The 24,836-nt window shown below is 60.1% G+C and carries 24 protein-coding genes; 14 read left to right on the top strand and 10 right to left on the bottom strand.

The genetic code is table 11. The features are described from left to right. Positions 1-67 precede the first annotated feature (67 nt). The 7 genes from MCRY_RS08585 (at position 68) to MCRY_RS08555 (ending at position 6,814) form a co-directional block, all read left to right on the top strand. A complete protein-coding gene (locus MCRY_RS08585) occupies positions 68-1,384 on the top strand; it encodes a methyltransferase domain-containing protein (protein ID WP_085629086.1) in 1,317 nt (438 codons plus the stop codon). 82 nt (positions 1,385-1,466) lie between these two features. After that, the gene (locus tag MCRY_RS08580; protein ID WP_085629085.1) at positions 1,467-2,645 is read left to right on the top strand and encodes a glycosyltransferase; all 1,179 of its coding nucleotides are present in this window, start codon (positions 1,467-1,469) and stop codon (positions 2,643-2,645) included. Positions 2,646-2,675: 30 nt separating this feature from the next. Then, complete coding sequence (locus MCRY_RS08575; RefSeq protein WP_085629084.1) at positions 2,676-3,890, top strand: 3-deoxy-D-manno-octulosonic acid transferase; 1,215 nt, start codon at positions 2,676-2,678, stop codon at positions 3,888-3,890. A gap of 73 nt (positions 3,891-3,963) precedes the next feature. Continuing rightward, the gene (locus MCRY_RS08570; protein ID WP_085629083.1) at positions 3,964-4,398 is read left to right on the top strand and encodes a DUF1178 family protein; all 435 of its coding nucleotides are present in this window, start codon (positions 3,964-3,966) and stop codon (positions 4,396-4,398) included. Further along, positions 4,398-5,048, top strand: coding sequence for an SDR family NAD(P)-dependent oxidoreductase (locus MCRY_RS08565; RefSeq protein WP_085629082.1), 651 nt, complete (start codon positions 4,398-4,400; stop codon positions 5,046-5,048). The genes MCRY_RS08570 and MCRY_RS08565 overlap by 1 nt, the downstream gene beginning before the upstream one ends. Further along, positions 5,021-5,494 (top strand): SgcJ/EcaC family oxidoreductase, encoded by a 474-nt coding sequence (locus tag MCRY_RS08560; protein WP_244897896.1) that lies wholly within the window; start codon positions 5,021-5,023, stop codon positions 5,492-5,494. The genes MCRY_RS08565 and MCRY_RS08560 overlap by 28 nt, the downstream gene beginning before the upstream one ends. An 81-nt stretch (positions 5,495-5,575) precedes the next feature. Continuing rightward, entirely contained in the window at positions 5,576-6,814 is a 1,239-nt protein-coding gene (locus MCRY_RS08555; protein ID WP_085629081.1) for an aspartate kinase, read from the top strand. A gap of 34 nt (positions 6,815-6,848) precedes the next feature. Here the strand turns inward: MCRY_RS08555 and MCRY_RS08550 are convergent, their stop codons facing one another. Next, entirely contained in the window at positions 6,849-8,237 is a 1,389-nt protein-coding gene (locus MCRY_RS08550; RefSeq protein ID WP_085629080.1) for a DUF3179 domain-containing (seleno)protein, read from the bottom strand. Between the two features lie 264 nt (positions 8,238-8,501). On the opposite strand from MCRY_RS08550, the gene ptsP reads away from it, so the two are divergent. Beyond that, entirely contained in the window at positions 8,502-10,742 is a 2,241-nt protein-coding gene (gene ptsP, locus MCRY_RS08545; protein ID WP_085629079.1) for a phosphoenolpyruvate--protein phosphotransferase, read from the top strand. Between the two features lie 53 nt (positions 10,743-10,795). Here the strand turns inward: ptsP and MCRY_RS08540 are convergent, their stop codons facing one another. The 3 genes from MCRY_RS08540 to MCRY_RS08530 all read right to left on the bottom strand — a co-directional run bounded on the left by MCRY_RS08540 (position 10,796) and on the right by MCRY_RS08530 (position 12,727). Continuing rightward, positions 10,796-11,089, bottom strand: a complete 294-nt coding sequence (locus tag MCRY_RS08540) for a DUF1330 domain-containing protein (protein ID WP_085629078.1) — start codon at positions 11,087-11,089, stop codon at positions 10,796-10,798. A 371-nt stretch (positions 11,090-11,460) separates the two neighbouring features. Beyond that, entirely contained in the window at positions 11,461-12,210 is a 750-nt protein-coding gene (locus MCRY_RS08535; protein WP_085629077.1) for an EcsC family protein, read from the bottom strand. Positions 12,211-12,241: 31 nt separating this feature from the next. Beyond that, the gene (locus MCRY_RS08530; protein ID WP_085629076.1) at positions 12,242-12,727 is read right to left on the bottom strand and encodes a GNAT family N-acetyltransferase; all 486 of its coding nucleotides are present in this window, start codon (positions 12,725-12,727) and stop codon (positions 12,242-12,244) included. A gap of 98 nt (positions 12,728-12,825) precedes the next feature. Here MCRY_RS08530 and MCRY_RS08525 point away from each other — a divergent pair, with 98 nt between their 5' ends. The 6 genes from MCRY_RS08525 (at position 12,826) to MCRY_RS08500 (ending at position 16,409) form a co-directional block, all read left to right on the top strand. After that, positions 12,826-13,431, top strand: coding sequence for a flavin reductase family protein (locus MCRY_RS08525; RefSeq protein ID WP_085629075.1), 606 nt, complete (start codon positions 12,826-12,828; stop codon positions 13,429-13,431). 148 nt (positions 13,432-13,579) lie between these two features. Then, on the top strand, positions 13,580-13,930 hold the full coding sequence (locus MCRY_RS08520) for a Lin0512 family protein (protein ID WP_085629074.1): 351 nt from the start codon (positions 13,580-13,582) through the stop codon (positions 13,928-13,930). Beyond that, positions 13,927-14,271, top strand: a complete 345-nt coding sequence (locus MCRY_RS08515) for a Lin0512 family protein (RefSeq protein WP_085629073.1) — start codon at positions 13,927-13,929, stop codon at positions 14,269-14,271. The genes MCRY_RS08520 and MCRY_RS08515 overlap by 4 nt, the downstream gene beginning before the upstream one ends. A 62-nt stretch (positions 14,272-14,333) precedes the next feature. Next, positions 14,334-15,218 (top strand): S-methyl-5'-thioadenosine phosphorylase, encoded by an 885-nt coding sequence (locus tag MCRY_RS08510; RefSeq protein ID WP_085629072.1) that lies wholly within the window; start codon positions 14,334-14,336, stop codon positions 15,216-15,218. A gap of 17 nt (positions 15,219-15,235) precedes the next feature. Continuing rightward, a complete protein-coding gene (locus MCRY_RS08505) occupies positions 15,236-15,859 on the top strand; it encodes a LysE family translocator (RefSeq protein ID WP_085629071.1) in 624 nt (207 codons plus the stop codon). 7 nt (positions 15,860-15,866) lie between these two features. Then, complete coding sequence (locus MCRY_RS08500) at positions 15,867-16,409, top strand: adenine phosphoribosyltransferase (RefSeq protein ID WP_085629070.1); 543 nt, start codon at positions 15,867-15,869, stop codon at positions 16,407-16,409. A gap of 151 nt (positions 16,410-16,560) precedes the next feature. Here the strand turns inward: MCRY_RS08500 and MCRY_RS08495 are convergent, their stop codons facing one another. From MCRY_RS08495 to tldD, 6 genes are all read right to left on the bottom strand, one after another. Beyond that, positions 16,561-17,187 carry a CoA transferase subunit B gene (locus MCRY_RS08495; protein ID WP_085629069.1) on the bottom strand — a complete coding sequence of 209 codons (627 nt, stop codon included), beginning with the start codon at positions 17,185-17,187 and terminating at the stop codon, positions 16,561-16,563. 43 nt (positions 17,188-17,230) lie between these two features. Next, positions 17,231-18,301 (bottom strand): PAS domain-containing protein, encoded by a 1,071-nt coding sequence (locus MCRY_RS08490; protein WP_244897895.1) that lies wholly within the window; start codon positions 18,299-18,301, stop codon positions 17,231-17,233. A 23-nt stretch (positions 18,302-18,324) separates the two neighbouring features. Further along, positions 18,325-19,029 carry a CoA transferase subunit A gene (locus MCRY_RS08485; RefSeq protein WP_085629068.1) on the bottom strand — a complete coding sequence of 235 codons (705 nt, stop codon included), beginning with the start codon at positions 19,027-19,029 and terminating at the stop codon, positions 18,325-18,327. A 157-nt stretch (positions 19,030-19,186) separates the two neighbouring features. After that, positions 19,187-21,778, bottom strand: a complete 2,592-nt coding sequence (gene topA / locus MCRY_RS08480) for a type I DNA topoisomerase (protein WP_085629067.1) — start codon at positions 21,776-21,778, stop codon at positions 19,187-19,189. Between the two features lie 211 nt (positions 21,779-21,989). Further along, on the bottom strand, positions 21,990-23,135 hold the full coding sequence (dprA, locus tag MCRY_RS08475) for a DNA-processing protein DprA (protein ID WP_085629066.1): 1,146 nt from the start codon (positions 23,133-23,135) through the stop codon (positions 21,990-21,992). A 127-nt stretch (positions 23,136-23,262) separates the two neighbouring features. Next, positions 23,263-24,684, bottom strand: a complete 1,422-nt coding sequence (tldD, locus tag MCRY_RS08470) for a metalloprotease TldD (protein WP_085629065.1) — start codon at positions 24,682-24,684, stop codon at positions 23,263-23,265. Between the last annotated feature and the right edge of the window lie 152 nt (positions 24,685-24,836).

Here is a 24,836-nt window from a genome sequence, read left to right as displayed (position 1 = left end):
GCTTTGAACTGGATTTTCGCGGAGGAAGTCTGCAAGATCGCCCTGTCGAAAAGCAGGAGCGAGGTTTATGCAGGATACCCAAGCTGATCAGCCGCGGGTCGAGGACCACGAGATCATCCTGGAACCGAGCCCCGAGGTCACTTCAGAAATCTACGCCGAAATCGACCATGCGCGGACTCTCGTTCATGATGGGAAATTCGAAGAAGCCACCGAGATTTGCAAAACGCTCCTCGCGCGCGACGAACTTTCCATGGCCGCCGCCGCAAAACTGACCTTCGTCCTTAGGATGCTTGGCCAAGACGAAGCCGCAGATCAAATTCAATCGCGCATCCTCGGCGAAATCCGGGGCAAGACCCACCTGTTCAAAAACCCGCAAGCTGCGATGTTTCCTGCAGCCATGGCTCTCATCGATTTCGGCGAGGCCGAGGAGGCGGAAAAGCTTATCTGGAAGGCTTTGGAGGCCGAGCCGGACACGCAGATCGTGGTGGTCGAAGCAGCGGCCCTACTGGTGCAACTTGAGCGCCGCGACGCGGCATACCAAGTGGCAAAGGAGTATCTCGAACGCGTCGCGGCTGCTTTCGACGCTTGCATACATTTTAGCGTTGTCTTTTCGCACATCAAATACCCCGAAGCCGCTCTTATGTGCCTTGAGATCGCAAAGAAGAATTGCAAGACGAAACCGCAGCGCGCAAAGCTCGATTACTTTCTTGCCTCAAACGGCATGCCCGTCGCCGAGCTGGACCAGCACAGCATGGTCGTCGAACTGTTCGACAAATTCGCCGACGTCTATGATCAGCAACTTGGCGCGTTGGGCAATAACGGTCCAAGCCTCATCTACACGGCCCTTGAAGAGCTGAACCTGTCCAAGACCCAGAGCCGCCGGGTGTTGGACGCGGGCTGCGGCACAGGCCTGTGTGCCGGTTTCCTGCGCGACTACGCCAAAGAGCTCACTGGCGTGGATCTGTCGATCAAAATGCTTGAAGTTTCTCGCGGCAAGGGCACCTACGATTTTCTCGCTCGGACGGATCTGTCTGTCGCCGCAACTTATCCCGAGGGCAAATTCGACCTTGTGGTCTGCGCGGATGTCTTCGTCTACTTCGGAGATTTACGGACGGTGCTCGGCAATCTCCAAAAGGCGCTGAACCCGGGTGGACTTTTGATTGCGACTGTCGAGGACGAAAACGACGACACGGTCACGACCGGATTCAAGCTATATCCTTCGGGGCGTTACAAGCATTCGGATGTCTACATGCAGCAAACCCTTCAAGCAGTCGGATTTTCCAAGCCGCGGCTGATGAAACACGCCAGACTGCGCAACGAATTCGGCCTGCCTGTATTGGGAACTGTCTTCGCAGTGCAAAAACCGGCTTTGGTTTTCAACTAAACACCTCGCCGCAACGTCCAGCCTTGCTGGTGCCGCACTGCACTGTTACCTAGATATTCGGTTTTCCATCGGACCAAGTTTCATGCGCGTAGCCATCGCAACTGGCGAATACCACCTTGGCGGAGAGACATTCATCAACCGCCACATCGAACACCTGTTTGGTGGCGATACAGTTGTGGTCTGTGGTCGGTTCCGCGGCGACAACCCCTACGGCAAGCCGTATTTCGTGCGCCGAGATGGCCTGTCGGGTCGGGATATCATGGTCGCGCCGTGGTGGCTTTTGCGCAACCGGATGCGCCACGGCACGTCGCGCCTGCCTTTTGGCGAGGCGAAAGAAGCGCTGATCCGGTTCCTGCGCGACGAACGGGTCGATGTGATCCTTGCCGAATTCGGAACACAAGCACTTGCACTGGCCCCATTGGCAAACGCGCTTGGAATACCGATTTTCACCTATTTCCGTGGCACTGACGCCTCCAAAGCGATCCGCACAGAACGGATGCGTTCGGCCTATCGCAAGATGATGCCGCGCCTGACAGGGGTGTTTTCTGTCTCACAGTTTCTGCTCGACAACCTTGCCAAACACGGCATCTCTCACCCCGACAGCATGGTGATCCCATCCGGCGTCGACATTCGGCGGTTTGCCCCGCAGGCCAAGGTGCCGCTCAGCTTTCTGGCCGTGGGGCGCTTTGTCGAGAAAAAGGCGCCCATGACAACCCTGCGCGCTTTTGCACAAGCGACCGCAGACCTGCCCCTTGCGCGGCTCGACTTCATCGGCGACGGCCCTCTTCTTGAACCCACCCGCGCTTTGGCCGAAGAACTGGGCATCGCGGCCAAGCTGCGCTTTCACGGCGCCCAACCACATAACACAGTGCGCGACAAGCTGATGAGCACGCAGTTTTTCCTGCAACATTCGGTCACCGCCCGAGACGGCAATACCGAAGGTCTGCCCACCGCCATTCAAGAAGCGATGGCCTGCGGCTGTATCACGGTCTCGACCCGCCATGCAGGCATCCCTGAGGCCATCGATGAAGGCGAAACCGGGTTTCTGGTGGATGAGCATGACGAGGCGGGTTTTGCCAAGGCCATTGCCGCCGCCATCAACGTGCCGGACCTATCCGCGATGTCAGCCCGCGCCCGGCAGGCCGCCGAACAGCGGTTCGACAATCACGTCCTGCTCAAACTTCTGGAGCGGCACATTCAGGATGCGCTGCTGGCCGCACCGCCCGGTTTGGGTGGCCTGCCCAACCAAGCGAGCGCCTAAGCGCGTGTTTTGTCCGGATCGGGACTGACAGTGCTGATATACCGCCTCTTGATGACGATCCTCGCGGCCAAAGAGCTGGCCACACGCCTTTGGGCAGGTGATCGGCAGGCTGTGCGTGCCCGGCTTGGCCTTTTAAAACTGGACAAACGGGGGGACCGCATCTGGCTGCACGCCGCATCGAACGGCGAATTGGCTTCCGTTCGACCGGTGATTGACGCATTGCTTGCGCAAGGCCGACGCCTATTGATTACAGTGAACACCGACAGCGCCCTTGAGATGGCTGCGGGATGGGAACTGGAAGGCGCAGACATATGCCTCGCGCCGATTGACCTTCCCGGCCCAACCCGGCGCGTGCTGCGTAATTGGCAGATCACCGCACATGTCACATTGGAATCCGATCTCTGGCCAATCCGTATCCTGAACACGCCCGGACCCGTTCTTGTTTTGGGCGGGCGTTTGACCGCACGATCCGCAAAAGGGTGGGCGCGCTTGCACATGCTGGTACGCCGGATGCTGGCACGAGTTACCTACCTCTCCGCACAGGACAGCGCGTCGGCCGAACGGTTTGCACAGGCCGGGCTGCTCCAAGCCGCGCAAGGGCCAGTGTTTGACCTCAAGGCGCTTTATAAACCGCCACAAAGCCGACCCGACGCCGCGCTGGAGCAATGTTTTGATCGCGCGGAGACGTGGCTTGCCGCATCGACCCATGATGGCGAAGAGGACATCATTCTTGCCGCGCACACCAAAGCGCTGAAGACACGCCCTGCCCTCAAACTGATCATTGCCCCTCGCCATCCCAATCGCGCCAACGAGATTTCACGTTTGATTGAAAGTTACGGTCTCACATACGCCCGGCGCAGCAGCGACGATAACCCGGTGCCGTCACAGGTCTATTTGGCCGACACGCTCGGAGAGATGCACCTCTGGTACGCATTGGCTGGCACGACGTTTGTCGCCGGGTCTTTGACCGACCGAGGCGGGCACACGCCCTACGAACCCGCCGCTTTCGGATCGGCCATTCTGCACGGTCCGGACACCAGCAATTTCCTGGCAGCCTATGAACGGCTGACCGGAGCCAATGCAGCCCGATGCACCCTTGACGCAGACGCCCTTTGCGATGCGCTGCTAACCCTCGACACGGCAGAAAAACAGGCAAAGCTGGGACAAGCGGCGCAAAAGGTGCTACATCAAGACACCGACCTGAAAGGTCTTCTTCGGGACATCACCACTGCGCTTGACGCTTGATGTCCCTCGACAAACACTTATTTTTAGCAAACTCAATCAACACAACAGCAAAGCACCTTTCGCAGGCATCTGAATGATCCAGTTCACACTGAAATGCGCCAATGACCACCACTTTGAAAGCTGGTTCCAGTCCGGGATCGCTTTTGACAAGCTACTCGCCTCCGGCATGGTCAGCTGCTCGGTCTGCGGCACCACAGATGTGAACAAGGCGATGATGGCCCCGCGCGTCAGCACTGCGGAAAAAGCCCCATCAACACCTGCCAAACCAAAACTTACGGAGCCCGCCAACCCTGCGGAACAGGCTTTGTCGGAGTTCAAGAAATACGTCGAAAAAAACTCGGATTACGTGGGCCGGGACTTCGCAAAAGAGGCCCGCGCGATCCATTCGGGCGATGCGCCAGAACGCCCAATCTGGGGCGAAACCCGTGGCGATGAAGCCAAGAAACTGATCGACGATGGCGTGCCCATAGCTCCCCTGCCCTTTACGCCAACACGGAAATCCAACTGATGAACATTCTGGTCACTGGCGCAAATCGCGGCATCGGCGCGGCCTTGCTCACTGCGGCTCAAGACCGGGGCGACACTGCGTTCGGCACCACCCGCAGCGCCGGGCATGACACGCTCTTGCCGCTCGATGTGCGCGATCCGGCAAGCTGCACCGCGCTTTCGGACCGGCTGAAGGACACACCGATCGACCTACTGGTGTGCAATGCGGGCGTCTATCTGGAAAAGGGCATGCCAGCAGACGCGCTGACCGACACACAGTTCTGGGCCGACACCTTTGCCACCAATGTGACCGGTGTTTACCTGACCGCGATGGCGTTCCTGCCACACCTCAAACGCAGCGCAACGCCCAAACTGGCGATCATCTCGTCGCAGATGGGGTCCAACACCCGTGCCAAGGGCCAAAGCTATATCTACCGCGCGTCCAAGTCCGCCGCGCTGAACCTTGGCCGTAATCTGGCCGTCGATCTGAAGCCACAGGGGATTCCGGTGGGCATCTACCACCCGGGCTGGGTGCGAACCGATATGGGAACCAATGCCGCAGATATCGGCACAGACGATTCAGCGCGTGGGTTGCTGCACCGGTTCGACGCCCTGTCGATTGACACCACCGGCTGTTTCGAAATGTGGAACGGCGACGCGATGCCGTTGTGACGGTCGCCACGCCCGAGGAGTTCCCCACAGCCTTTGCCGAAGCGTGGCACAGCCGCGATGGCCACCACATCGGCGCACTGTTTGCCGAAGACGCAAATTTCGTGAATGTCACCGGCCTGTGGTGGCGCAACCGGGCCGCCATTTCAAAGGCCCATGACTATGCACTCAAGTCGTTCTTCAACGACACGACACTGAAACCCGGTGTGACGACAACCCGAATGCTTGGCGCGGATCACGCCGTCGTCCATTGCCGCTTTACCTTGTCCGGTCAAAAAACCCCGAATGGCGAAACTGCACGTCCGCGTCAGACCATCCTGACCTTCGTGCTGCACAAGACGCAAAATGGCTGGCAGGCCGTCGCAGCACAGAACACCGATGTGGTGCCGGGCAAGGAAACCCATGTGAACACAGAAAGCCTCACCGCTGTTGACTATCGGGACACGTAATGCGCCCACGTTGCGCAGCGCTCTTGCGCGGCACCGCCACCCGACGTAAAGCACCCGCTGAGTCTGACCCGGGAGGCCAATATGCCCGTTCTCGTGATGAAATTCGGCGGAACCTCCGTCGCGACGCTTGATCGGATCAAGCGCGCCGCAAAACGCGTTGGCGTCGAAGTGGCCAAAGGCTATGACGTGATCGTCATCGTATCGGCCATGTCCGGGGAAACGAACAAGCTGGTGGGCTTCGTCAACGAAACCTCTCCGCTGTTCGACGCACGCGAATACGATGCCGTTGTGTCCTCGGGCGAAAACGTCACCGCTGGTCTGATGGCGCTGACACTGCAGGAAATGGACGTACCCGCGCGCAGCTGGCAGGGCTGGCAGGTGCCGGTGAAAACCACATCCGCGCACTCGTCGGCCCGGATCGAAGAGATCCCCACCGACAACATCATGCGCAAATTCGCCGAAGGCATGAAGGTTGCCGTGGTTGCAGGGTTCCAAGGCATCAGCCCCGAAGGCCGCATCACCACGCTGGGCCGGGGCGGATCGGACACCACTGCGGTCGCCTTTGCCGCCGCTTTCGGTGCGGAACGCTGCGATATCTATACGGATGTGGACGGTGTCTACACCACCGACCCGCGCATCTGCGACAAGGCCCGCAAGCTTGACCGCATCGCGTTCGAGGAAATGCTGGAACTGGCGTCATTGGGCGCAAAAGTGCTGCAAACCCGCTCGGTCGAACTGGCGATGCGGTATAAGGTGAAACTGCGGGTGCTGAGCAGTTTCGAGGAACAATCTGACGACGCAGGAACATTGGTCTGCGACGAGGAGGACATCATGGAAAGCAATGTTGTAGCAGGCGTGGCCTATTCCCGCGACGAGGCCAAGATGACCCTCGTGTCTGTCGCCGACCGTCCCGGCATCGCCGCGGCGATCTTTACGCCACTGTCCGAAGCAGGCGTGAACGTCGACATGATCGTGCAGAACATCTCGGAAGAGGGCCGCACTGACATGACCTTCTCCTGCCCCACCGATCAGGTGAAGCGCGCGGAAAAGGCGATGAGCGACGCCAAGGACGCCGGCAAGATCAATTTCCACGACATCGTCGCCGACACGGGCGTGGCCAAGGTGTCTGTCGTTGGAATCGGAATGCGCAGCCACACTGGCGTTGCTGCCAAAATGTTCCAAGTGCTGGCCAAAGAGGGCGTCAACATCAAGATCATCACAACGTCCGAGATCAAGATCTCCGTGCTGATCGACCGGAAATACATGGAACTGGCTGTTCAGGCGTTGCATGACGCCTTTGAACTGGAAAAGGCAGGTTAAGCGGCTCTGCCGCCGCGCAACCTGTCCGCCATCCTCACCCGGACCAAAGTTCTGTGTCCGGGTGAAATTGCGACCACGCGAACCAGAAAGCCTGATGGCTTCCTATGTCGGCACCATCAGCGCCAACCGCACGGATGCCTCCAGCATCAAGCTGCAGGCGGATGTTCTCGAACGTGATCGTTTCGCCATTACGCAAAGCGATCAAAGCAGCGCTTCTCTGAAACGCAATTGGTTTGCCTGACGTGGTGATCGCGCCGATCACATCTTCATGGACAGGAAGGCGCGGATCGACGTCCCCAATCGGAAAGATCGGACCATCGGCATCGCGGCCATTGCGGAAATCAAAGTCGCGCCCAAGCGCCAGCGCCTCGATCAGCACAGTGGTTTCAGGATGCTCGGCCTTCCACGATGCCCAATCTGTGGTGACGACGGTGGCCTGTTCCAGACGCAGCCCTCGCTCTGCCAGCGGCCCGGTTACCGCTTTGCCAAGAAAAGTGTCGAACACCGATGACGTCACCACATCGTACATGACCTTGTTCGACCGGATCAAAAGGCCGGACGTCCGCAGAACAGGACGCTCTACCCCGTCAGGCATCCGGTCGGTGAAATACGCCTGCGCTGCGCCGCAGAGGGTGCAATACGGAATGCCCAGATCGCGCCCGCCAAGCGTATCGTTCACCATTTCCCGCACTTCCATGATCTGCCGGGGATAGGCACGGTATTCGCCGTTCACTTCGATCCCGAAAACGATGTCGCTGTCTTCGAGCCACGTGGCATCCTTGGCTGACGATACCGTAGGATTGTCTGCCGCCGGGATGCAATTGCAGGGCGCATGTGTCTGGCCGAAAGCCCGATCGTCGATCAGGACACCACCCCAGGACACATGACGCCAGTCGATATCGCCTTCCACAAAAAGGGCACTCCATTGCGGGACGACGCCAGTGAAAATGGCCCGTTTCACACTCAGGTAGTCGGGCGGCGCCGGGATGTCCCATGCGATCAGCTGATCTGTAATGATGCCCCAATGGTTCGACGTCGGCGGATCGATCTGCAAAAGGCTGGCAGCGGCTGTCCCAAGTGTATTGGCCAATGTCCCACCGGTGACAAAGCGCATCAGATCACTGATGATCCAAGCCAGGCGCGGATCACCAGACGCGGTGACCACCTCAAGCGCCGCTTGCTGGTCCGGCCCCCAGGAGGACGATGTGATGCTGTCCACAAAGGCCGTCTGGATCGCCGCTTGCACAGAGTCCGTCAACGGCACATCCGACACCTGCGGTGGCGAGCCGAAAGCCGCAATCACGTATTCCGGCAACGGCGCGGGCGACTCGGCCCGCACTGGCACTGACGCGGCAACCAGCCCCAAGGCTATGGCCGCGCCTAGAATCGACGAACGGAGGATCGAACAGGTCGGCATCTTCATCGACAGCACCTTTTTGCAACGGCGGGAAAACTGGTCTTTGCAAGGACTGTCCGGGCAAACGACACAACCGGCAAATCACGTTTGATTCACCATTTGGTGCACGACAGTTCAGAGTTTTTGCCGAAAACTGCTAGGCTTTTGGCCGCAAAAGGGATTCCGCCCGACGCGGCCATCGCATAACCCTGCGACGTCAACAGAATAGCCGCTTTCCCCGCTACCCCTCTGCGCCTATAAATGACCCGGAACCATAAGGCAGTTGTGCGGATGCCAAACACATTCGAAAGCGAAAGCCGTAAACTGCTTGGGCGGTTACGCGACACGATGGCTGACAAGGCTGCCGGTCAGGAACGGCTGGACAAGATCACCCATCTGACCGCCGATTCCATGGGCACCGAAGTGTGCTCCATCTACCTGTTCCGCGACGACGAAACCCTCGAGCTGTGCGCGACGCAGGGCCTCAACCCCGAATCCGTCCACCAGACCCGGATGAAACTGGGTGAAGGGCTTGTCGGTCGTGTGGCCCGGACCGGCAAGGTGATCAACGCCGCCGACGCCCCCTCGGCCAAGGGCTTCCGCTACATGCCGGAAACCGGCGAAGAGATTTACTCCAGCTTCCTTGGCGTCCCGATTCAGCGTCTTGGCGAAAAGCTGGGCGTTCTGGTGGTGCAGTCCAAGGAAGCCCGCGAATTTAGCGCCGATGAGATCTATGCGCTGGAAGTTGTGGCGATGGTTTTGGCCGAAATGGCCGAACTCGGAGCGTTTGTCGGAGAAGGCGCGGCCCTGCAAGCACGCCACACCCAGTCCGTTCTGATCCGTGGCGTGACCGCACAGGAAGGCACCGCCGAAGGCCATATCTGGCTGCACGAACCGCGCGTCGTGGTCACCAACCTGGTCGGCGACGATCCTGCCAAGGAACACGCCCGCCTCACCGAGGCGGTGGAAAACCTGCGCGTCAGCGTCGATCAACTGATGGCAGTCGCATCCGGCGATACTGAACAGGTGCAGGTGCTGGAAGCCTACCGGATGTTCGCCAACTCGAAAGGCTGGCTGCGCCGGATGGAGGAAAACATCGACCGCGGCCTGAGCGCCGAAGCCGCTGTCGAGAAAGAACAATCCGACGTCCGTGCCCGCATGTTGCAAGCCACCGACGCGTATTTGCGCGAACGCTTGCACGATCTCGACGACCTTTCGAACCGCCTGCTGCGCATCCTGACCGGACAGGGCACACAGACCGGCGCAGAACTGCCCGAGAATCCGATCCTTGTCGCCCGCAATATCGGCCCCGGCGAATTGCTTGAATACGGCCGTCAGTTGCGGGGTATCATCCTTGAGGAAGGATCCGTCGGCAGCCACGCCGCCATCGTCGCCCGCGCCTTGGCCATCCCTCTGGTCATCGGGGCCAAGCGCATCCAGAACGAAGCGCTGAACGGCGATCACGTCATGGTCGACGGCGATCAGGGGATCGTTCACCTGCGCCCCGACGACACTGTGGTCAACGCCTTCCGCGACAAGATGGCGATGCAGGCCAAGGCGCAGGAACGATACGCCTCGATCCGAGACAAACCAGCGGTCACGCTCTGTGGCAAGACCATCCGTCTCGACATGAACGCAGGGCTGATGGCCGACCTGCCGTCACTGGAAAGCTCGGGCGCCGAGGGCGTAGGCCTCTTCCGTACCGAATTGCAATTCCTCGTCCGCAGCCAGATGCCAAAACGTACCGAACTCGCGGCGCTCTATTCCCGCGTTCTGGACGCCGCCCAAGGCAAGCGCGTGGTCTTCCGCACGCTCGACATCGGGTCGGACAAGGTGCTGCCCTATATGCAGGCACAGGACGAACCGAACCCGGCACTGGGCTGGCGCGCGATCCGCGTCGGTCTCGACAAGCCGGGTGTGATGCGGATGCAATTGCAAGCGCTTCTGCGCGCCGCAAACGGCCGCCCGCTGTCGATCATGTTCCCCTTCGTGGCGCAGTACGAAGAATACACCGCCGCCCGCGCCGAGGTGAACAAAGCCATCGCCCGCGAGACAAAGCTGGGGCACGCCCTGCCCGAAAAGCTCGAGATCGGTGCGATGCTGGAAACGCCCTCACTCGCCTTTGCCTGCAAGAAATTCTACGAAGAGGTCGAGTTTCTGTCGATCGGCGGCAACGACCTCAAGCAGTTCTTCTTTGCCGCCGACCGCGAGAATGAACGCGTCCGCCGCCGCTATGACACGCTCAACGTCAGCTTCCTGAGCTTCATCGAAGACATCATCGCCCGCTGCAAGGCCACCAACACCCGCCTATCCTTTTGCGGCGAAGACGCGGGTCGCCCGGTCGAAGCGCTCTGCCTTGCAGCCATCGGCCTGCATTCCCTCTCCATGCGCCCCGCCTCTGTCGGCCCCGTCAAACACCTACTCCGCCGCTGCAATCTGGATGACGTGCGCAAGGTCATCCACGACGCCCAGGACGCCGGAGAGCAGAGTGTGCGGCCTGCGGTGATGGAGTACCTGCGCGGGTTGAGTTGAGATTTGATTGGGGTGCATCGGACTTCCGCAATGCGGGACAAAGCGACGTTCGATTATGGCAGCCTATCAACAAGAATTGCATTGAGCGAAGACCCTGAACGACGCAATACTGCCAATGATTGAAATTCATCTGAATTCCAAAATTTTCGGGCTCTGTCCCTGTCAGGAAATTCGATGATGAAAGCCGCGTCGGGCAACTCGTTACTACCTTCCAGATGTTCTGGGTCACCCCCCCGCGTCAGAAATTCACCTGCGTTATCAGAGACAACAGCGGGGATTTTAGCGAAGTATTCTTCCATCCAATCACGGCTGTGAATGTGCATTTGACCGATAACGAATGCAGACATGTCTGAGCAATCCTTCACTGGAGATTATGGACGTTTTGAAATCTAGGATGGCACTTTTGGCGTGTTAAATCTAGCAACCAAGCGAAAGTTGAAATTTACGGAACTGCTTTAGCTATGGGCTCACAACGGACATTCCCAGCCCCAACACCCCAACAGCACGCCCAGCCATTCTGGCTGACAAAGGTCGGATTCTGCAACCTGCGTGCTGTTGAAATATGTGCGGGCGGACGGGTGCGCAATGCTCCGGTGCCGGATCATGATTGGATCACGACGCCCCGTCCGCTCATGCCCCCGAAAGCCATCGGGAACAGGTCCAAATTCCGACATTAACGTTAAGATAGGGTGAACCGCACGGGCGATTTACGCGATATTCAGACCGATTTGACCGCGCGGCGCAATTGTTCGACCAGAAGTGTCTCGGACGTGCCACTGTCGATCGCCAGCCGCCGCAGGCCAAAATGCACGTGGGCCATTTCCTGGTAATAGCTGGTATAGGCGTAGTTCGTCGCGGCCCCCGCCGCTGCCCCAAGGATCGGTACTGTCTGCGCCGCCAGCTTCTGGCCCAATACCGTCGCCAGCTTGGGCGCCACTGATTTCAGGATACCATGCACGGCTGCCCCATTCAGCGTCACTCGGGTTGACAGGAACGCCATGTTGGCCCCATCGTCATCCGCCAAGGGCCCCGCGCTGGCAAAAACCGTCAAGCAATCCGCCAACACATCGGGGTCGTTCGGATCGAAATCATACTCCGCCGCGATGCCTTGGATCGCCCGCAAAAGCACTGTCGTCGTAACAGGCAATTCCGCCAAGGCCGTCGGCAAACCGCCCGCCCCACCAACAGCGCCCATCGCTGTGGTGACAGCCGTGTTGAGCCAGCCCTTCTGGTCCGGCACCACACCGCGCGATTGTTTCGCCGCTTGCAGCGCCACCTTCAGAGCCCGTTCAGTGGCACCTTCCAGACCCAGCTTCACAGGCTGCGGCAACCGCTCAAGCAGGTTCTCAGCCCGGCCACCGATCATGTTGAGAACTTGCAGCCCCACGCCTCCGGCGGCCTTGTGGCGACGGGCCAACGAGGCGATGGCGGTCTGGGTGTCGATGGGCACGAGATCGGTTCCGGTCATACCGTACAATTGGGGACGTTTGCCGTACGGTTCAAGCGTCGCGTTGCACCGAACCGCACACGCCATCCCAAGCGCCCGGCTCTAGCTCCAGCCCCAGAACCCGGTCGGGGTTGGTCGGCGGCGGCATCGCGACCCCGTCCAGCTTGTAAAACCCAAACCGCTGGTAATAGGGCGCATCCCCCACCAAAAGCACACGTCCCCAGCCTTCGGCACGCGCCTGATCCAGACTGTCACGAATGAGCGCACCGCCCAGCCCTTCGCCTTGCGCTGTCGGGTGAACGGCAACCGGGCCAAGCAACAAAACTCTATGTTCAGATATCCTTACCGGCCAATACCGGATCGCACCGCCCAAGATGCCCTGATCATCCCGCGCCACCCGCGACAGGCTTGCCACCGGAGGAGTCCCATCGCGCAACCGGTAAGACGACAGCGCCTCGCGCCCTGGCGCGAAACACAGGTCATAGAGGGCTTCGACCTCCCACCAGTCGTCTTTGGTTTCCCGGCTCAGGGTGAACATGGCACCGCTCTTCGTTGACGCGTGCACACCCCCGTGCATTCCGCTGCGAAACGGCCTATCACGCAGAAAAACAATCGGCAAACAGGGAGCTTGCCCTTATGTTCTACCGCCCCGAAGACGGCCACGGCCTGCCGCACAACCCGTTCAACGCCATTGTCACCCCCCGCCCTATCGGCTGGATCTCGACCCGTGGCAGCGACGGGCAGGACAATCTTGCGCCTTATTCGTTCTTCAACGCAGTGGCCTACGTGCCGCCGCAGGTGATGTTTGCCTCCACCTCGGCCAAGGAAGATCGCGGTGACACCAAGGACAGCGTGGCACAGATTCGGGACACCGGCGTCTTTGCCGTCAACATCGTGGAATACGCCATGCGCGACGCGATGAACCTGACCTCGGGCGCATGGGACCGCAATGTGGACGAGTTCGCCCATGCGGGCATCGACAAGGCCGAATGCGACACGATCAACTGCCCCCGTGTGGCGAACGCACCTGCTACATTGGAATGCAAACTGACCCAGATCGTGCAATTGCCCGGAGAGGCCAATTTCGCCGTATTTGGCGAAGTCACCGGCATTCACATGCGCGACGATTGCATCAAGGATGGCGAGTTCGACGTTCTCAGCTTCAACCCGCTCACCCGCATGGGCTACCGCGATTACTCGGTGATCCGCGAAAAGTTCAGCCTCAAGCGCCCCGGAGAATAGGTCACGTCTTGCATACCCGAGGCTCCGCCCATTCTGACCTCAAACCATCCCCCGGATGGTTTGTGTGCCAGAGGCACAACCGGTTCGAATTGTTTCGCGCGCGAAACATTGGGTCCAATCCGGTCCTTTAATGAAAGGTTAACTCGATATGGCCATCAAACGTCTGCTGACCGAATTCGGCATGGGGTCTTCCCTGCGCCGTCAGGACTACACCGAAGCCGCCTCCCGCGCCGTCAAAGATGCGCTGTGGCACAATTCGATCAACCTTGCGGAACTTTACGGCAAGGACAAATCCGACATGCAGATCACGGTCGAGGTCGGAGTCCAGAACCCTGACGCGCTCGACACAGGCACCATTGCAGCGATCTTCCCATATGGCCAAGTCACTGTGATCGCTCGCAAAGGCGGGCTGGACGTGCCGCGCAGCGATGGCGGCAAGCCGACCGTGATCGCCAATGTCGCCATCTCTGTGGCGCTTGATCTGGAGGGTGTGGCATGAGCGACCAGCGTTTCATTATTGAGATGGGCATGGGCAACGACCAATACGGTATGGACTACACCAAGGCCGCCGCCCGCGCGATCGAAGACGCGATCCGCCATTCCTCGATTCCACTGTTTGACGCCACCGGCCTGAGCCATGAGCAGATGCGCGTGCAAGTGACCGTGGGCGTGGCGGAACCCGACAAGGTGGATTGCACGGAACTCGCCAAAGGCCTCCCCAGAGGTCGTGCCACGGTCACAGCGGTCGAAGGTGGCCTGAACGTCACCAACCCAGATAGCGGCACCACATTGGTGATCGCCACCGCCGCGGTCGAGGCCTTTTTGCCGCGTCAGGGCTGACCCCGCTTGATGCACGAAGCCCACGCTGCAACAGTGCAACCGACGATGGTACGGAGGCGCATATGGCAAGCCGCAAACTTGGCGTGATCGGCGGATCGGGGCTCTATGCCGTGGACGGTCTGCAAGACGCCGCATGGCAAACCGTGGACACCCCATGGGGTGCGCCGTCGGATCAGCTTTACTGCGGAACGCTGGACGGGCTCGATATCGTGTTCCTGCCCCGCCACGGTCGCGGCCATATACACAGCCCGTCAGACGTGCCCTACCGCGCCAATATCGACGCGCTGAAACGGCTGGGCGTCACCGACGTGATCAGCGTCAGCGCCTGCGGGTCGTTCCGCGAAGAGATGGCGCCGGGCGATTTCGTCATCGTGGATCAGTTCATTGACCGGACTTTTGCCCGGGCCAAAAGCTTTTTCGGCACCGGCTGCGTCGCGCATGTGTCAGTCGCCCACCCGGTCTGCGAGAGCCTCGGCAAAACCTGCGCAGAGGCCGCGCGACAGGCGGGCGTCAACGTACATGACGGCGGCACCTACCTCGTGATGGAGGGACCGCAGTTCTCGACACTGGCGGAATCGAACCTCTACCGCGACCAATGGGGCTGCTCGGTGATCGGCATGACCAACATGCCCGAGGCGAAACTCGCCCGCGAGGCAGAGCTCTGCTATGCCAGCGTGGCGATGGTCACCGATTACGACTGCTGGCATCCCGGCCATGACGCGGTGGAAGTGACCGACATCATCCGCGTGCTAACCGGCAACGCCGATGCCGCGCGCCGGATGATCAAGGCCCTGCCCGCGCTTCTTAGTGCAGAGCGCCCACCCTGCCCCCAAGGCTGCGACACGGCGCTGGAACACGCCCTGATCACCGCACCAGAGGCGCGCTACGCGGAAATAATCAAAAAGCTGGACGCGGTTGCAGGCCGCGTGCTTTCTGGGCGCACATGATCCAAGGCTGATCCCACATGACACTTGACCTCTGGCTGACCTTCGTCGCTGCCTCCACCGCACTGCTGTTGATCCCCGGCCCCACGGTTCTGCTGGTCCTGTCCTACGCGCTGAGCCAGGGCAAGCGCGTCGCCATCGCGTCGGCCAGCGGTGTGGCCTTGGGCGATTTCATCGCCATGAGCCTGTCGCTCGCTGGGCTAGGTGCGCTAGTTCTGGCGTCAGCCGCCCTCTTTACCGTGCTGAAATGGGTTGGCGCGATCTACCTCGTTTGGCTTGGCATCAAGCTGCTGCGCGCAGCCCCCAGCGCTGCATTGCCCAGCACGGACCACGCCGTGCAGGCACGGTCTGTCTTCAGCCACGCGGCCCTCGTCACCGCGCTGAACCCGAAATCCATCGCCTTCTTCATCGCCTTCGTGCCGCAGTTCATCACACCCAGCGCGCCGCTCTTGCCACAGTTCGCCATCCTGATCGCCACCTTCGTCACGCTGGCCGCATTCAACGCCTTTGCCTATGCGCTGGCCGCCGACCGCCTGCGCGGCTGGATCGGACGCGAGAGCGTCATTGGCTGGCTGACCCGCGCGGGTGGCCTAACCCTCATCGCCATGGGGGCGCTCACCGCCCTCGCCCGTCGCACCAACTGAGACTGACATGACCAAAAGCACCAAAACCGTCAAAGACTACATCCGCACCATCGTCGACTTCCCGCATGAAGGCATCATGTTCCGCGATGTGACCACGCTCTTCGCCGATCCGCGCGGCTTCCGCATGGCCATCGACCAATTGCTGCACCCTTATGCGGGAATGCGGTTCGACAAGGTGGTGGGGCTGGAAGCGCGCGGCTTTATCCTCGGCGGAGCGATTGCGCACCAGCTCTCGGTGGGTTTCGTCCCCGTGCGCAAGAAGGGCAAACTGCCGGGTGCCGTGATCTCGGAAGACTACACGCTGGAATATGGTGAAGCGGTGGTCGAGATCCACGATGATGCGATTCAGCCGGGCGAAAAAATCCTGCTTGTGGACGATCTGCTGGCCACTGGCGGCACGGCCGAAGCAGGTCTGAAACTGATTGAACGGCTAGGTGGTGAAGTGATCGGCTGCGCGTTCATCATCGACCTGCCGGAATTGGGAGGCCGCAAAAAGCTGGAAGCGATGGGAATGGATGTCCACGCGCTTTGCGCCTTCGACGGGCTTTGATCCCACTCCTGCTTCTTCTTTTTCCAAATATGCTGGGGGTTTGGGGGTGAAACCCCCAAGGCGCGATGTTCGAAGTCAGCACAGGCCTTGAATAAAAGAGGCGCAATCCTTGGAAGGATTGCGCCCGAATTTTCGAAAATTCGGCTCGGTCTCAGACAATGGTCGCTTGCGTCGCAGCGCGTAGCTCATCCTCTGTCACACCTTCCGCGGTCTCGACGATCTTCAGACCCCCGTCGACCACGTCAAACACACCGAGATTGGTGATGATGCGATCTACCACACCCGCACCTGTCAGCGGCAGCGTGCATTCCTTGAGCACTTTGCTGTCGCCGTGCTTGTTTGTGTGATCCATGACCACGATCACACGGCCCACGCCAGCCACGAGATCCATCGCGCCGCCCATACCCTTGACCAGCTTGCCTGGGATCATCCAGTTCGCCAGATCGCCCTTTTCGTCCACTTCCATCGCGCCGAGAATGGCCATGGCGATCTTGCCGCCGCGGATCATGCCAAACGAGGTGGCGCTGTCGAAATAGCTGGTGTGGGGCAGTTCGGTGATCGTCTGTTTGCCCGCATTGATCAGGTCGGGATCTTCGTCGCCCTCATAGGGGAACGGCCCCATGCCCAGCATCCCGTTCTCGGATTGCAGCGTCACGGTGACACCGTCGGGGATGTAGTTCGACACAAGCGTCGGGATGCCGATGCCAAGATTGACATACATACCATCCTGCAATTCCTGCGCCGCGCGAGCAGCCATCTGGTTGCGGTCCCATGCCATAGTGGTTTTCCCTTTGTTTACCGTGAATGCCGCAAATGCGGCGTTATCCCTTGAAATCCGTAAAACCGACGGGCACGTCGATCATGATCACTGTCCCGGCGGCACCACGCACCACGTTGAGCGTACCGTCCAACCCTTCAAGCAGCGAAGACACCAGCCGCCCACCGACGGAATGCTCGGACGGGAACGCCATCTTGCGCGGAATCCCTACACCGTCGTCCGAGATCGTCATCCGCAAGCCACCAGCGGCAAGGCGATTGGCCCGCAGTTCGAGGTAGCCTTGATCCAAGCCATCGAAGGCATGCTGAAACGCATTCGACACCAGCTCGAACGTGATCAGTGCCATGCGGATGGCCGCATCCAGATTCACCTCCAGCGGTTCGACCAGCGATACGAACCGCACGCCGGGGCGGCCTTCGTTATGTGCGATGGTGTGCGAAATGCGCGAAAGAAGCGACCCAAGGTCGATGCCATCGCGGTTCCACTGCTCATCAGCGAGTTTCATTTCTTCGTACACGAATTGCAGACATTCCAGCCGCCGCGGCAACAGGTCCAACATCCGCAACCGACGTTTGTTGGCTTCAGCAGAAAGCAAGCCTTCGGATTCGGCGCTGTCGACCAGCGAGCTGACGATCAGGCCAAGGTCCTGATTGACCCGTGAACAGACCGTGTCGAGATGCAGACGGGTCGCGTCAGACGCGCGGTCCTGTTCGTCGTCGCGCAGTTCCTTCTGGATGCCAAGAAAGTAGACCGGTTTGCCCAACCCATCCGAGATCGGCGCGATCAGCAAGCGGTTCATGAAGGCTTCGCCCGTAGCGCGGTAATTGAGGATATCGACCGCGACATCCTCACCGGCCTCAATCGCGTTGCGGATCATCTGCACCGCGTTGGGGTCGGTGTCCGGCCCCTGCAAGAAACGGCAATTCCGACCAATCACCCGCGACCGTTGATACCCCGTCGTACGTTCGAACGCGTCGTTGATGTAGACGATCGGGTTGTCGTCCGAGTTCGGATTGGTGATCACCATCGCAACGCTCAACCGGGAAAAGCCAGCCAAGGCCTGGCTGTCGTCCAGGACCGAAGTCAGTTTTGGTTTCTCAACAGGTCGTTCCACGGATTTTCGGTTCGTTTTCTGTCTCAGGCTGCCGGCCTCGGGCGTGTTGTGCGCTGTTCGATGCGCTTTTCGTGCGTGCCTTGGATGATGCGACTCACGTAGATGCCCGGCAGGTGAATGTGGTCAGGGTCAAGCTCGCCCGGCTGGACGATTTCTTCGACTTCCATGATGCAGACTTTGCCGCACATCGCGGCGGGCGGGTTGAAGTTGCGCGCGGTCTTGCGGAAGATCGCATTACCGGTGGTGTCGGCTTTCCACGCCTTCACGATGGACAGATCGGCAAAGATGCCCTCTTCCATGATGTAGGTTTCCCCGTTGAAATCGCGATGATCCTTGCCCTCGGCGATCACGGTGCCGACGCCGGTCTTGGTGTAAAAACCGGGGATACCCGCACCACCTGCGCGCATGCGCTCGGCCAAAGTGCCCTGCGGGTTGAATTCCAGCTCAAGCTCGCCCGAGAGGTACTGCCGCATGAACTCTGCGTTCTCGCCCACATAGGAGCTGATCATCTTCTTGACCTGACGCGTTTGCAGAAGAATGCCGATCCCGAAATCATCCACCCCGGCATTGTTGGATGCAAAGGTCAGATCCTTCACACCGCTGTCACGGATCGCACTGAGAAGAAGCTCGGGAATACCGCTTAGGCCAAATCCGCCAGCTGCGATGAGCATGCCGTCTTTCAGAACGCCCTCGAGCGCTTCGTTTGCCGATCCATAGACCTTTTGCATCGCACTATTCCCCGCTGTTCAACGCAGCGCTGTTTTGGCGCGTCGTGGCCACTAAGTCAACGCCACGCGATGGGGTGAATGCATGTGTCAACTTTACACATCGTTGGTAAAGTTGACACTTTTCATCTGGACGCTGGCCGCACATGACGAAACGGCATCAGGACTTCTTCGCAGCCGTCTTTTTCTTGGCGGCGGGTTTCTTGGCCGGTGCCTTCTTGGCAGGAGCTTTTTTCTTGGCTCCGCTTTTGGTGGACTTTTCTGCGATCAAAGCAACCGCCATATCCATCGTGACCGCATCAGGTTCGACGTCCTTGGGCAGGGTTGCGTTGACCTTTTCCCACTTCACGTAGGGGCCATAGCGCCCTTCCATCACGGCGATCATGCCGCCGTCCTGCGGGTGTTCGCCCAGTTCCTTGAGCGGTTTCGCCGCACTTCCACGACCCCGACCCGGATTGGCGCGTTTCTCGGCCAGCAGTTCCACCGCGCGGTTCATGCCAATCTCGAACACATCTTGGAAGTCTTTGAGATTCACGTAGACGGGTTTCGATTCGTCCGGCAACTGGTGCATGATGAACGGACCAAAGCGACCGAGGTTCGATTTCACGTCACCGCCTTCAGGATGCATGCCGACAACTCGCGGGAGCGTCAGCAGTGTGACCGCTTTTTCCAGCGTCATGTCATCGGGGGACCAGCCGGGCAGGAAATCGCCTTTGGCCTTGGGCAGACTGGCGCGCGGCGGCTTCTTGTTCTCGGGCGTCGGTTCACCGCGTTGCACATAGGGGCCGAAGCGCCCTGATTTCAGCCAGATTTCTTCACCCTGATCTTCGCCCAGCACCCGCTCATCGCCTTCGGCACCTTCGCCGGCGATCGGGCGCGTGTAGGTGCACTCGGGGTAGTTGCCACAGCCGACAAACCCGCCGGTGCGCGATGTCTTGAGGTGCAAATTGCCAAGCCCGCATTTCGGGCAGACCCGCGGGTCGCTGCCATCGTCGCGCGGCGGATACAATTGCGGCGCCAACGCTTCGTCCAGCACGTCTAGAACTTCGGTGATCCGCAGGTCGGACGTTTCCGAGATTGCGACCGAGAAATCACGCCAGAACTTGGCGAGCAGTTCCTTGTAATCCCCCTCACCCGCGCTGACATGGTCCAGCTCGTCTTCAAGTGCTGCGGTGAAATCGTATTCCACGTAGCGTTTGAAGAAATTGAGCAGGAAGATCGTCACGATCCGGCCCTTGTCTTCGGGGATCAGGCGGTTCTGTTCCTTGCGGACATATTCGCGATCCTGAATCGTGGTGATGATGCTCGCATAGGTCGACGGGCGCCCGATTCCGAGCTCTTCCATCCGTTTGACCAACGTCGCCTCGGTGTAACGCGGCGGCGGTTGGGTAAAGTGCTGATCCGGCGTGATGCCGCGCTTTTCGGCCTTTTCGCCCTGCATGATCTGCGGCAGGCGCTTGTCCTCATCATCGACCACAGCGTCATCGCGGCCTTCTTCGTAGACCCGAAGGAAGCCGTCGAACAGCACCACCTGACCGGTGGCCCGCATCACGACCTGTCCATCCGCGCTGCCCACATCGACGGTGGTGCGTTCAAGGCGCGCCGATTCCATCTGACAGGCCAACGTGCGCTTCCAAATCAGGTCATAAAGTTTGCGCTGGTCCGCATCGCTGATTTTGAGGCTTGCGGCATCTTTGGCCATTTCCGTAGGGCGGATACATTCGTGTGCTTCCTGCGCGTTCTTGGCCTTGTTCTTATAGATGCGCGGTGTCTTGGGAACATACGTGTCGCCATAGCGATCCTTGATCGCGGCCCGAGCCTGATCCACAGCCTCGGGGGCCATGTCGATGCCATCGGTCCGCATGTAGGTGATATGGCCCGCCTCGTAGAGCCGCTGTGCGGCATTCATCGTCTGCCGCGCGCCCATGCCAAATTTGCGGCTGGCCTCCTGCTGAAGCGTGGAGGTCATGAAGGGGGCCGATGGGTTGCGGGAGCCGGGTTTCGCCTCGACCGATTGAACTGTGAGATCGCGGCTGGTGATCGCCTGCACGGCAAGCTCGGCCTGGGTTTCGTTCTCAAGGTCGTAACGATCCAGCTTTTTACCGGCAAGAACGGTCAGCCTCGCCTCGTATTCCTGCCCGCGCGGGGTCGAGAGCAGCGCCTTGACCGACCAGTATTCCCGGGCACGGAAGGCTTCGATCTCCATCTCGCGCTCAACAATGAGTCGCAGGCAGACCGACTGCACCCGCCCCGCACTGCGCGCACCGGGCAGCTTGCGCCACAGCACCGGCGACAGGTTGAAACCCACGAGGTAGTCAAGCGCACGACGGGCGAGATACGCATCGACAAGCGGCACGTCGATGTCGCGCGGATTGGCCATGGCTTCGGTAACGGCGGCCTTGGTAATGGCGTTGAAGGTGACCCGTTTGACATCGGTGCTGGCCTTGATCGACCGGCGTTTGGTCAGTGCCTCTTTCAGGTGCCACGAGATCGCTTCGCCTTCGCGGTCAGGGTCGGTTGCGAGGATCAGCGCGTCGTCGGTTTTGAGCGCCTCGGCAATGGCCGCAACGTGTTTGCGGGAGTCGGCTGCGATCTCCCATTTCATGTCGAAATCATTGTCGGTGTCGACCGATCCGTCTTTCGGCGGGAGGTCGCGCACGTGGCCGTAAGATGCCAGAACGGTGTAGTTGGACCCCAGATACTTGTTGATCGTTTTGGCTTTTGCCGGGGATTCGACAACGACAACTGGCATGTAAAAAAGACCTTTCTGACCGTTCCAAGACCATCTTGGGTATATCGCATATGGCGGCGTCACAGGTGGGGTGCAAGCGGGAATTGTCAATCGGACATACCGTGCACCCGATCGCGGACAGGGTGTGGCAGGGTACTGGAGAGGGTCGATCGGGGTGCGCTTTTCCATGAATGGAAAAGGTCAAAAATTTGGAAATTTTTAATCGCGCATGTCAGCCGATGCGCGAAATGAGCCCGCCGGGTTGCCGGTTTATGCGGCCTTCAAGCTCCAGATCGGTGAGTGCCGGAGACACGATCCGCGAGGGTGCGCCCAGATCACGGATCAACTGATCCTCACCCATCGGGGACGGGCCAAGCCGATCGAGAATTGTTTGGTGCAGCTTGGCGATCTCGGCCAATGGCCGCTCGCCACAGGGCTCTGCCAGTAGCAGTTCGGGGCTGGGCGGATCAATCACCTCGGCCAGCGACGCCAACGCTTCGATCACGTCCTCGGCATTGCGCACAAGCCGCGCGCCGTCTCGCAGGAGCATGTTGCAACCGCTGGCCCGGGCATCAAACGGGTGACCGGGAACGGCCATCACGTCGCGTCCCTGATCGAGAGCGGTGCGGGCAGTGATCAACGACCCGGAACGCGCCGCCGCTTCGACCACGATGACAGCTTGGGCCATGCCCGAGATGATGCGATTGCGCGCAGGAAAGTGCCGCGCCTGTGGCTGCAACCCCATCGGCTGTTCGCTGATGCGAGCGCCACCTTGGCTCACAATGTCTTCGGCCAGCTTGGTGTTTTCGGCCGGATAGAGCACGTCCACGCCGCCGCCCAGAACCGCGATGGTGCCAGTGGTCAAAGCCGCCAGATGCGCCGCCGTGTCCACCCCGCGCGCCATACCCGAGGTCACGACAAACCCCGCTTCGCCCAACCCGGTTGCCAAGGCGCGGGCCATACGCCCGCCGAGGGACGAGGCATTGCGCGCGCCAACCAAGGCGATTTGCGGTTTCGACAGGATTTTCGCGGACCCCATGGCCCAGAGCATGGGAGGTGCATCGTCCAGTTCCGCCAGTCGTGCAGGATAGGCCGGATCACCCCGGCAGATCAGGGTCGCCCCCAAGGACCGTGCCGCACTGAGTTCGGCATGGATGACGGCTTCGGGGCATATCTGATAATTCTCGACACCTGCGGTGCTGGCGATGTCCGGCAAATGCACCAACGCCGCCGAGGCGCTGCCGTGATCATGCATCAGCCGGTAGAACGTGCTGATCCCCACCCGACGCGAGCGCAAGAGACGGAGCCAGTCAAACCTTTGGTCTTCCGTGGTGGGTGGGAGTAGGGGGTGAGTGGAAGATGTGTGTTCCAAGGTCATCCTGTCTCCGTCCGCTTGCAAGAACAGGAATAGTCTTTCACTGGTTAATCAGTGGTGAACGCAAAAAGGTGGCAGCGAACAAATCCGCTGCCACCTTTTCAAATCATTGATTTGGATCGTTTCTTTTTCAGGTTTGCGCCCCGCCGACTGTCAGACCACCGATCATGACGGTGGGTTGGCCGACCCCGACAGGCACCCATTGCCCCTGCTTGCCACAATTGCCCATGCCGGGATCGAGCGACATGTCGTTGCCCAATGCGCGAATCTGTTGCAGCGCGGTTGCGCCATCACCGATCAGTGTCGCCCCCTTGACCGGCGCGCCGACCTTGCCATCCTTCACGCGATACGCCTCGGTGCAGGAGAACACGAACTTGCCATTGGTGATATCCACCTGCCCGCCGCCAAAGCCGACGGCCCAAATCCCGTCCTTGAGATCGGCCACGATATCACCCGGCGCCACGTCGCCGCCCAGCATGTAGGTGTTGGTCATGCGTGGCATCGGGATATGGGCATAGCTCTCGCGGCGCCCGTTGCCTGTGGGTTGAACCCCCATCAGGCGGGCGTTCTGGCGGTCCTGCATAAAGCCCACCAGCTTGCCATCCTCGATCAGCACGTTCTTGGCCGACGGTGTACCTTCGTCATCCACCGTGATCGATCCGCGCCGATCTGGTATCGTCCCATCGTCGAGAACAGTCACACCCTTGGCCGCTACCTGCTGGCCCATGAGCCCGGCAAAGGCTGAACTGCCCTTGCGGTTGAAATCACCCTCAAGCCCATGCCCCACCGCTTCGTGCAGCAGGATGCCCGGCCACCCCGGCCCGAGCACGATGTCCATTACACCTGCCGGCGCGGGCACCGCGTCAAGGTTGACCAATGCAATGCGCATTGCCTCGCGCGCCTTGTCCTGCCAGTCCGACGGGTCCAGCAACCCGTCCAGCAAAACGCGCCCACCGCCGCCTGCCGTTCCCGATTCGCGGCGGCCGTTCTCTTCGACGATCACGCTGACATTCACGCGGGTCATGGGTCGAGTGTCAGACACCAGCGTGCCTTCGGGCCGCAGGATCGCCACTTCCTGCAAGGATGCGGCAATCGTCGCGCTGACCTGCACGACGCGCGGGTCCAGACCCCGGGCAAAGGCGTCGATCTCGCGCAGGGTGTCGACCTTGACCGGGAAGCTGTGCCCGGCAATAGGGTCGGCATCAGTGTAGAGCTTTGTATTGGTGCCCGCAGGCTTGTCTGCCAGCGTGCCGCCCCCCTCGCCCACCGCAAGCCGTGCGGTTTCGACCGCGCGCTTGATTGCCGATTCGGAGATGTCGGTGGAATGCGCATAGCCAGCAACTTCGCCCCGTACGGCGCGCAGGCCGAATCCCTCGGACGCGTCGTAGCTGGCGGTTTTTACGCGGCCATCGTCAAAGACCAGCACCTCGGATCGGCGCCGTTCGAGGAACAATTCCCCATCGTCTGCCCCCGCCACAGCCTCTTTCAACAGTGCAAGCGCGCGGTCCTGATCGAGATGCGTGTCAAATGGTTGGAAAGACGTGTCGGTCATGAAACCCCCAGAGGTGTGAATTGATCCAGATCAAAGAAAGCGCGTTTTTGCCGCAAGCAAGCTTCTTTAACTGATGACCAGAATATGGTTTTAACCGCTCCCAAGACAACGGGAGGATTGTGTCGGCCTGTGCCGAAGCTAGCCTGCCTTTG

The organism is Marivita cryptomonadis (assembly GCF_002115725.1).
GTDB lineage: Bacteria > Pseudomonadota > Alphaproteobacteria > Rhodobacterales > Rhodobacteraceae > Marivita > Marivita cryptomonadis.
Note: the sequence above shows the minus strand (reverse complement) of the source record. Positions and strands in the feature narration are given on the sequence as shown.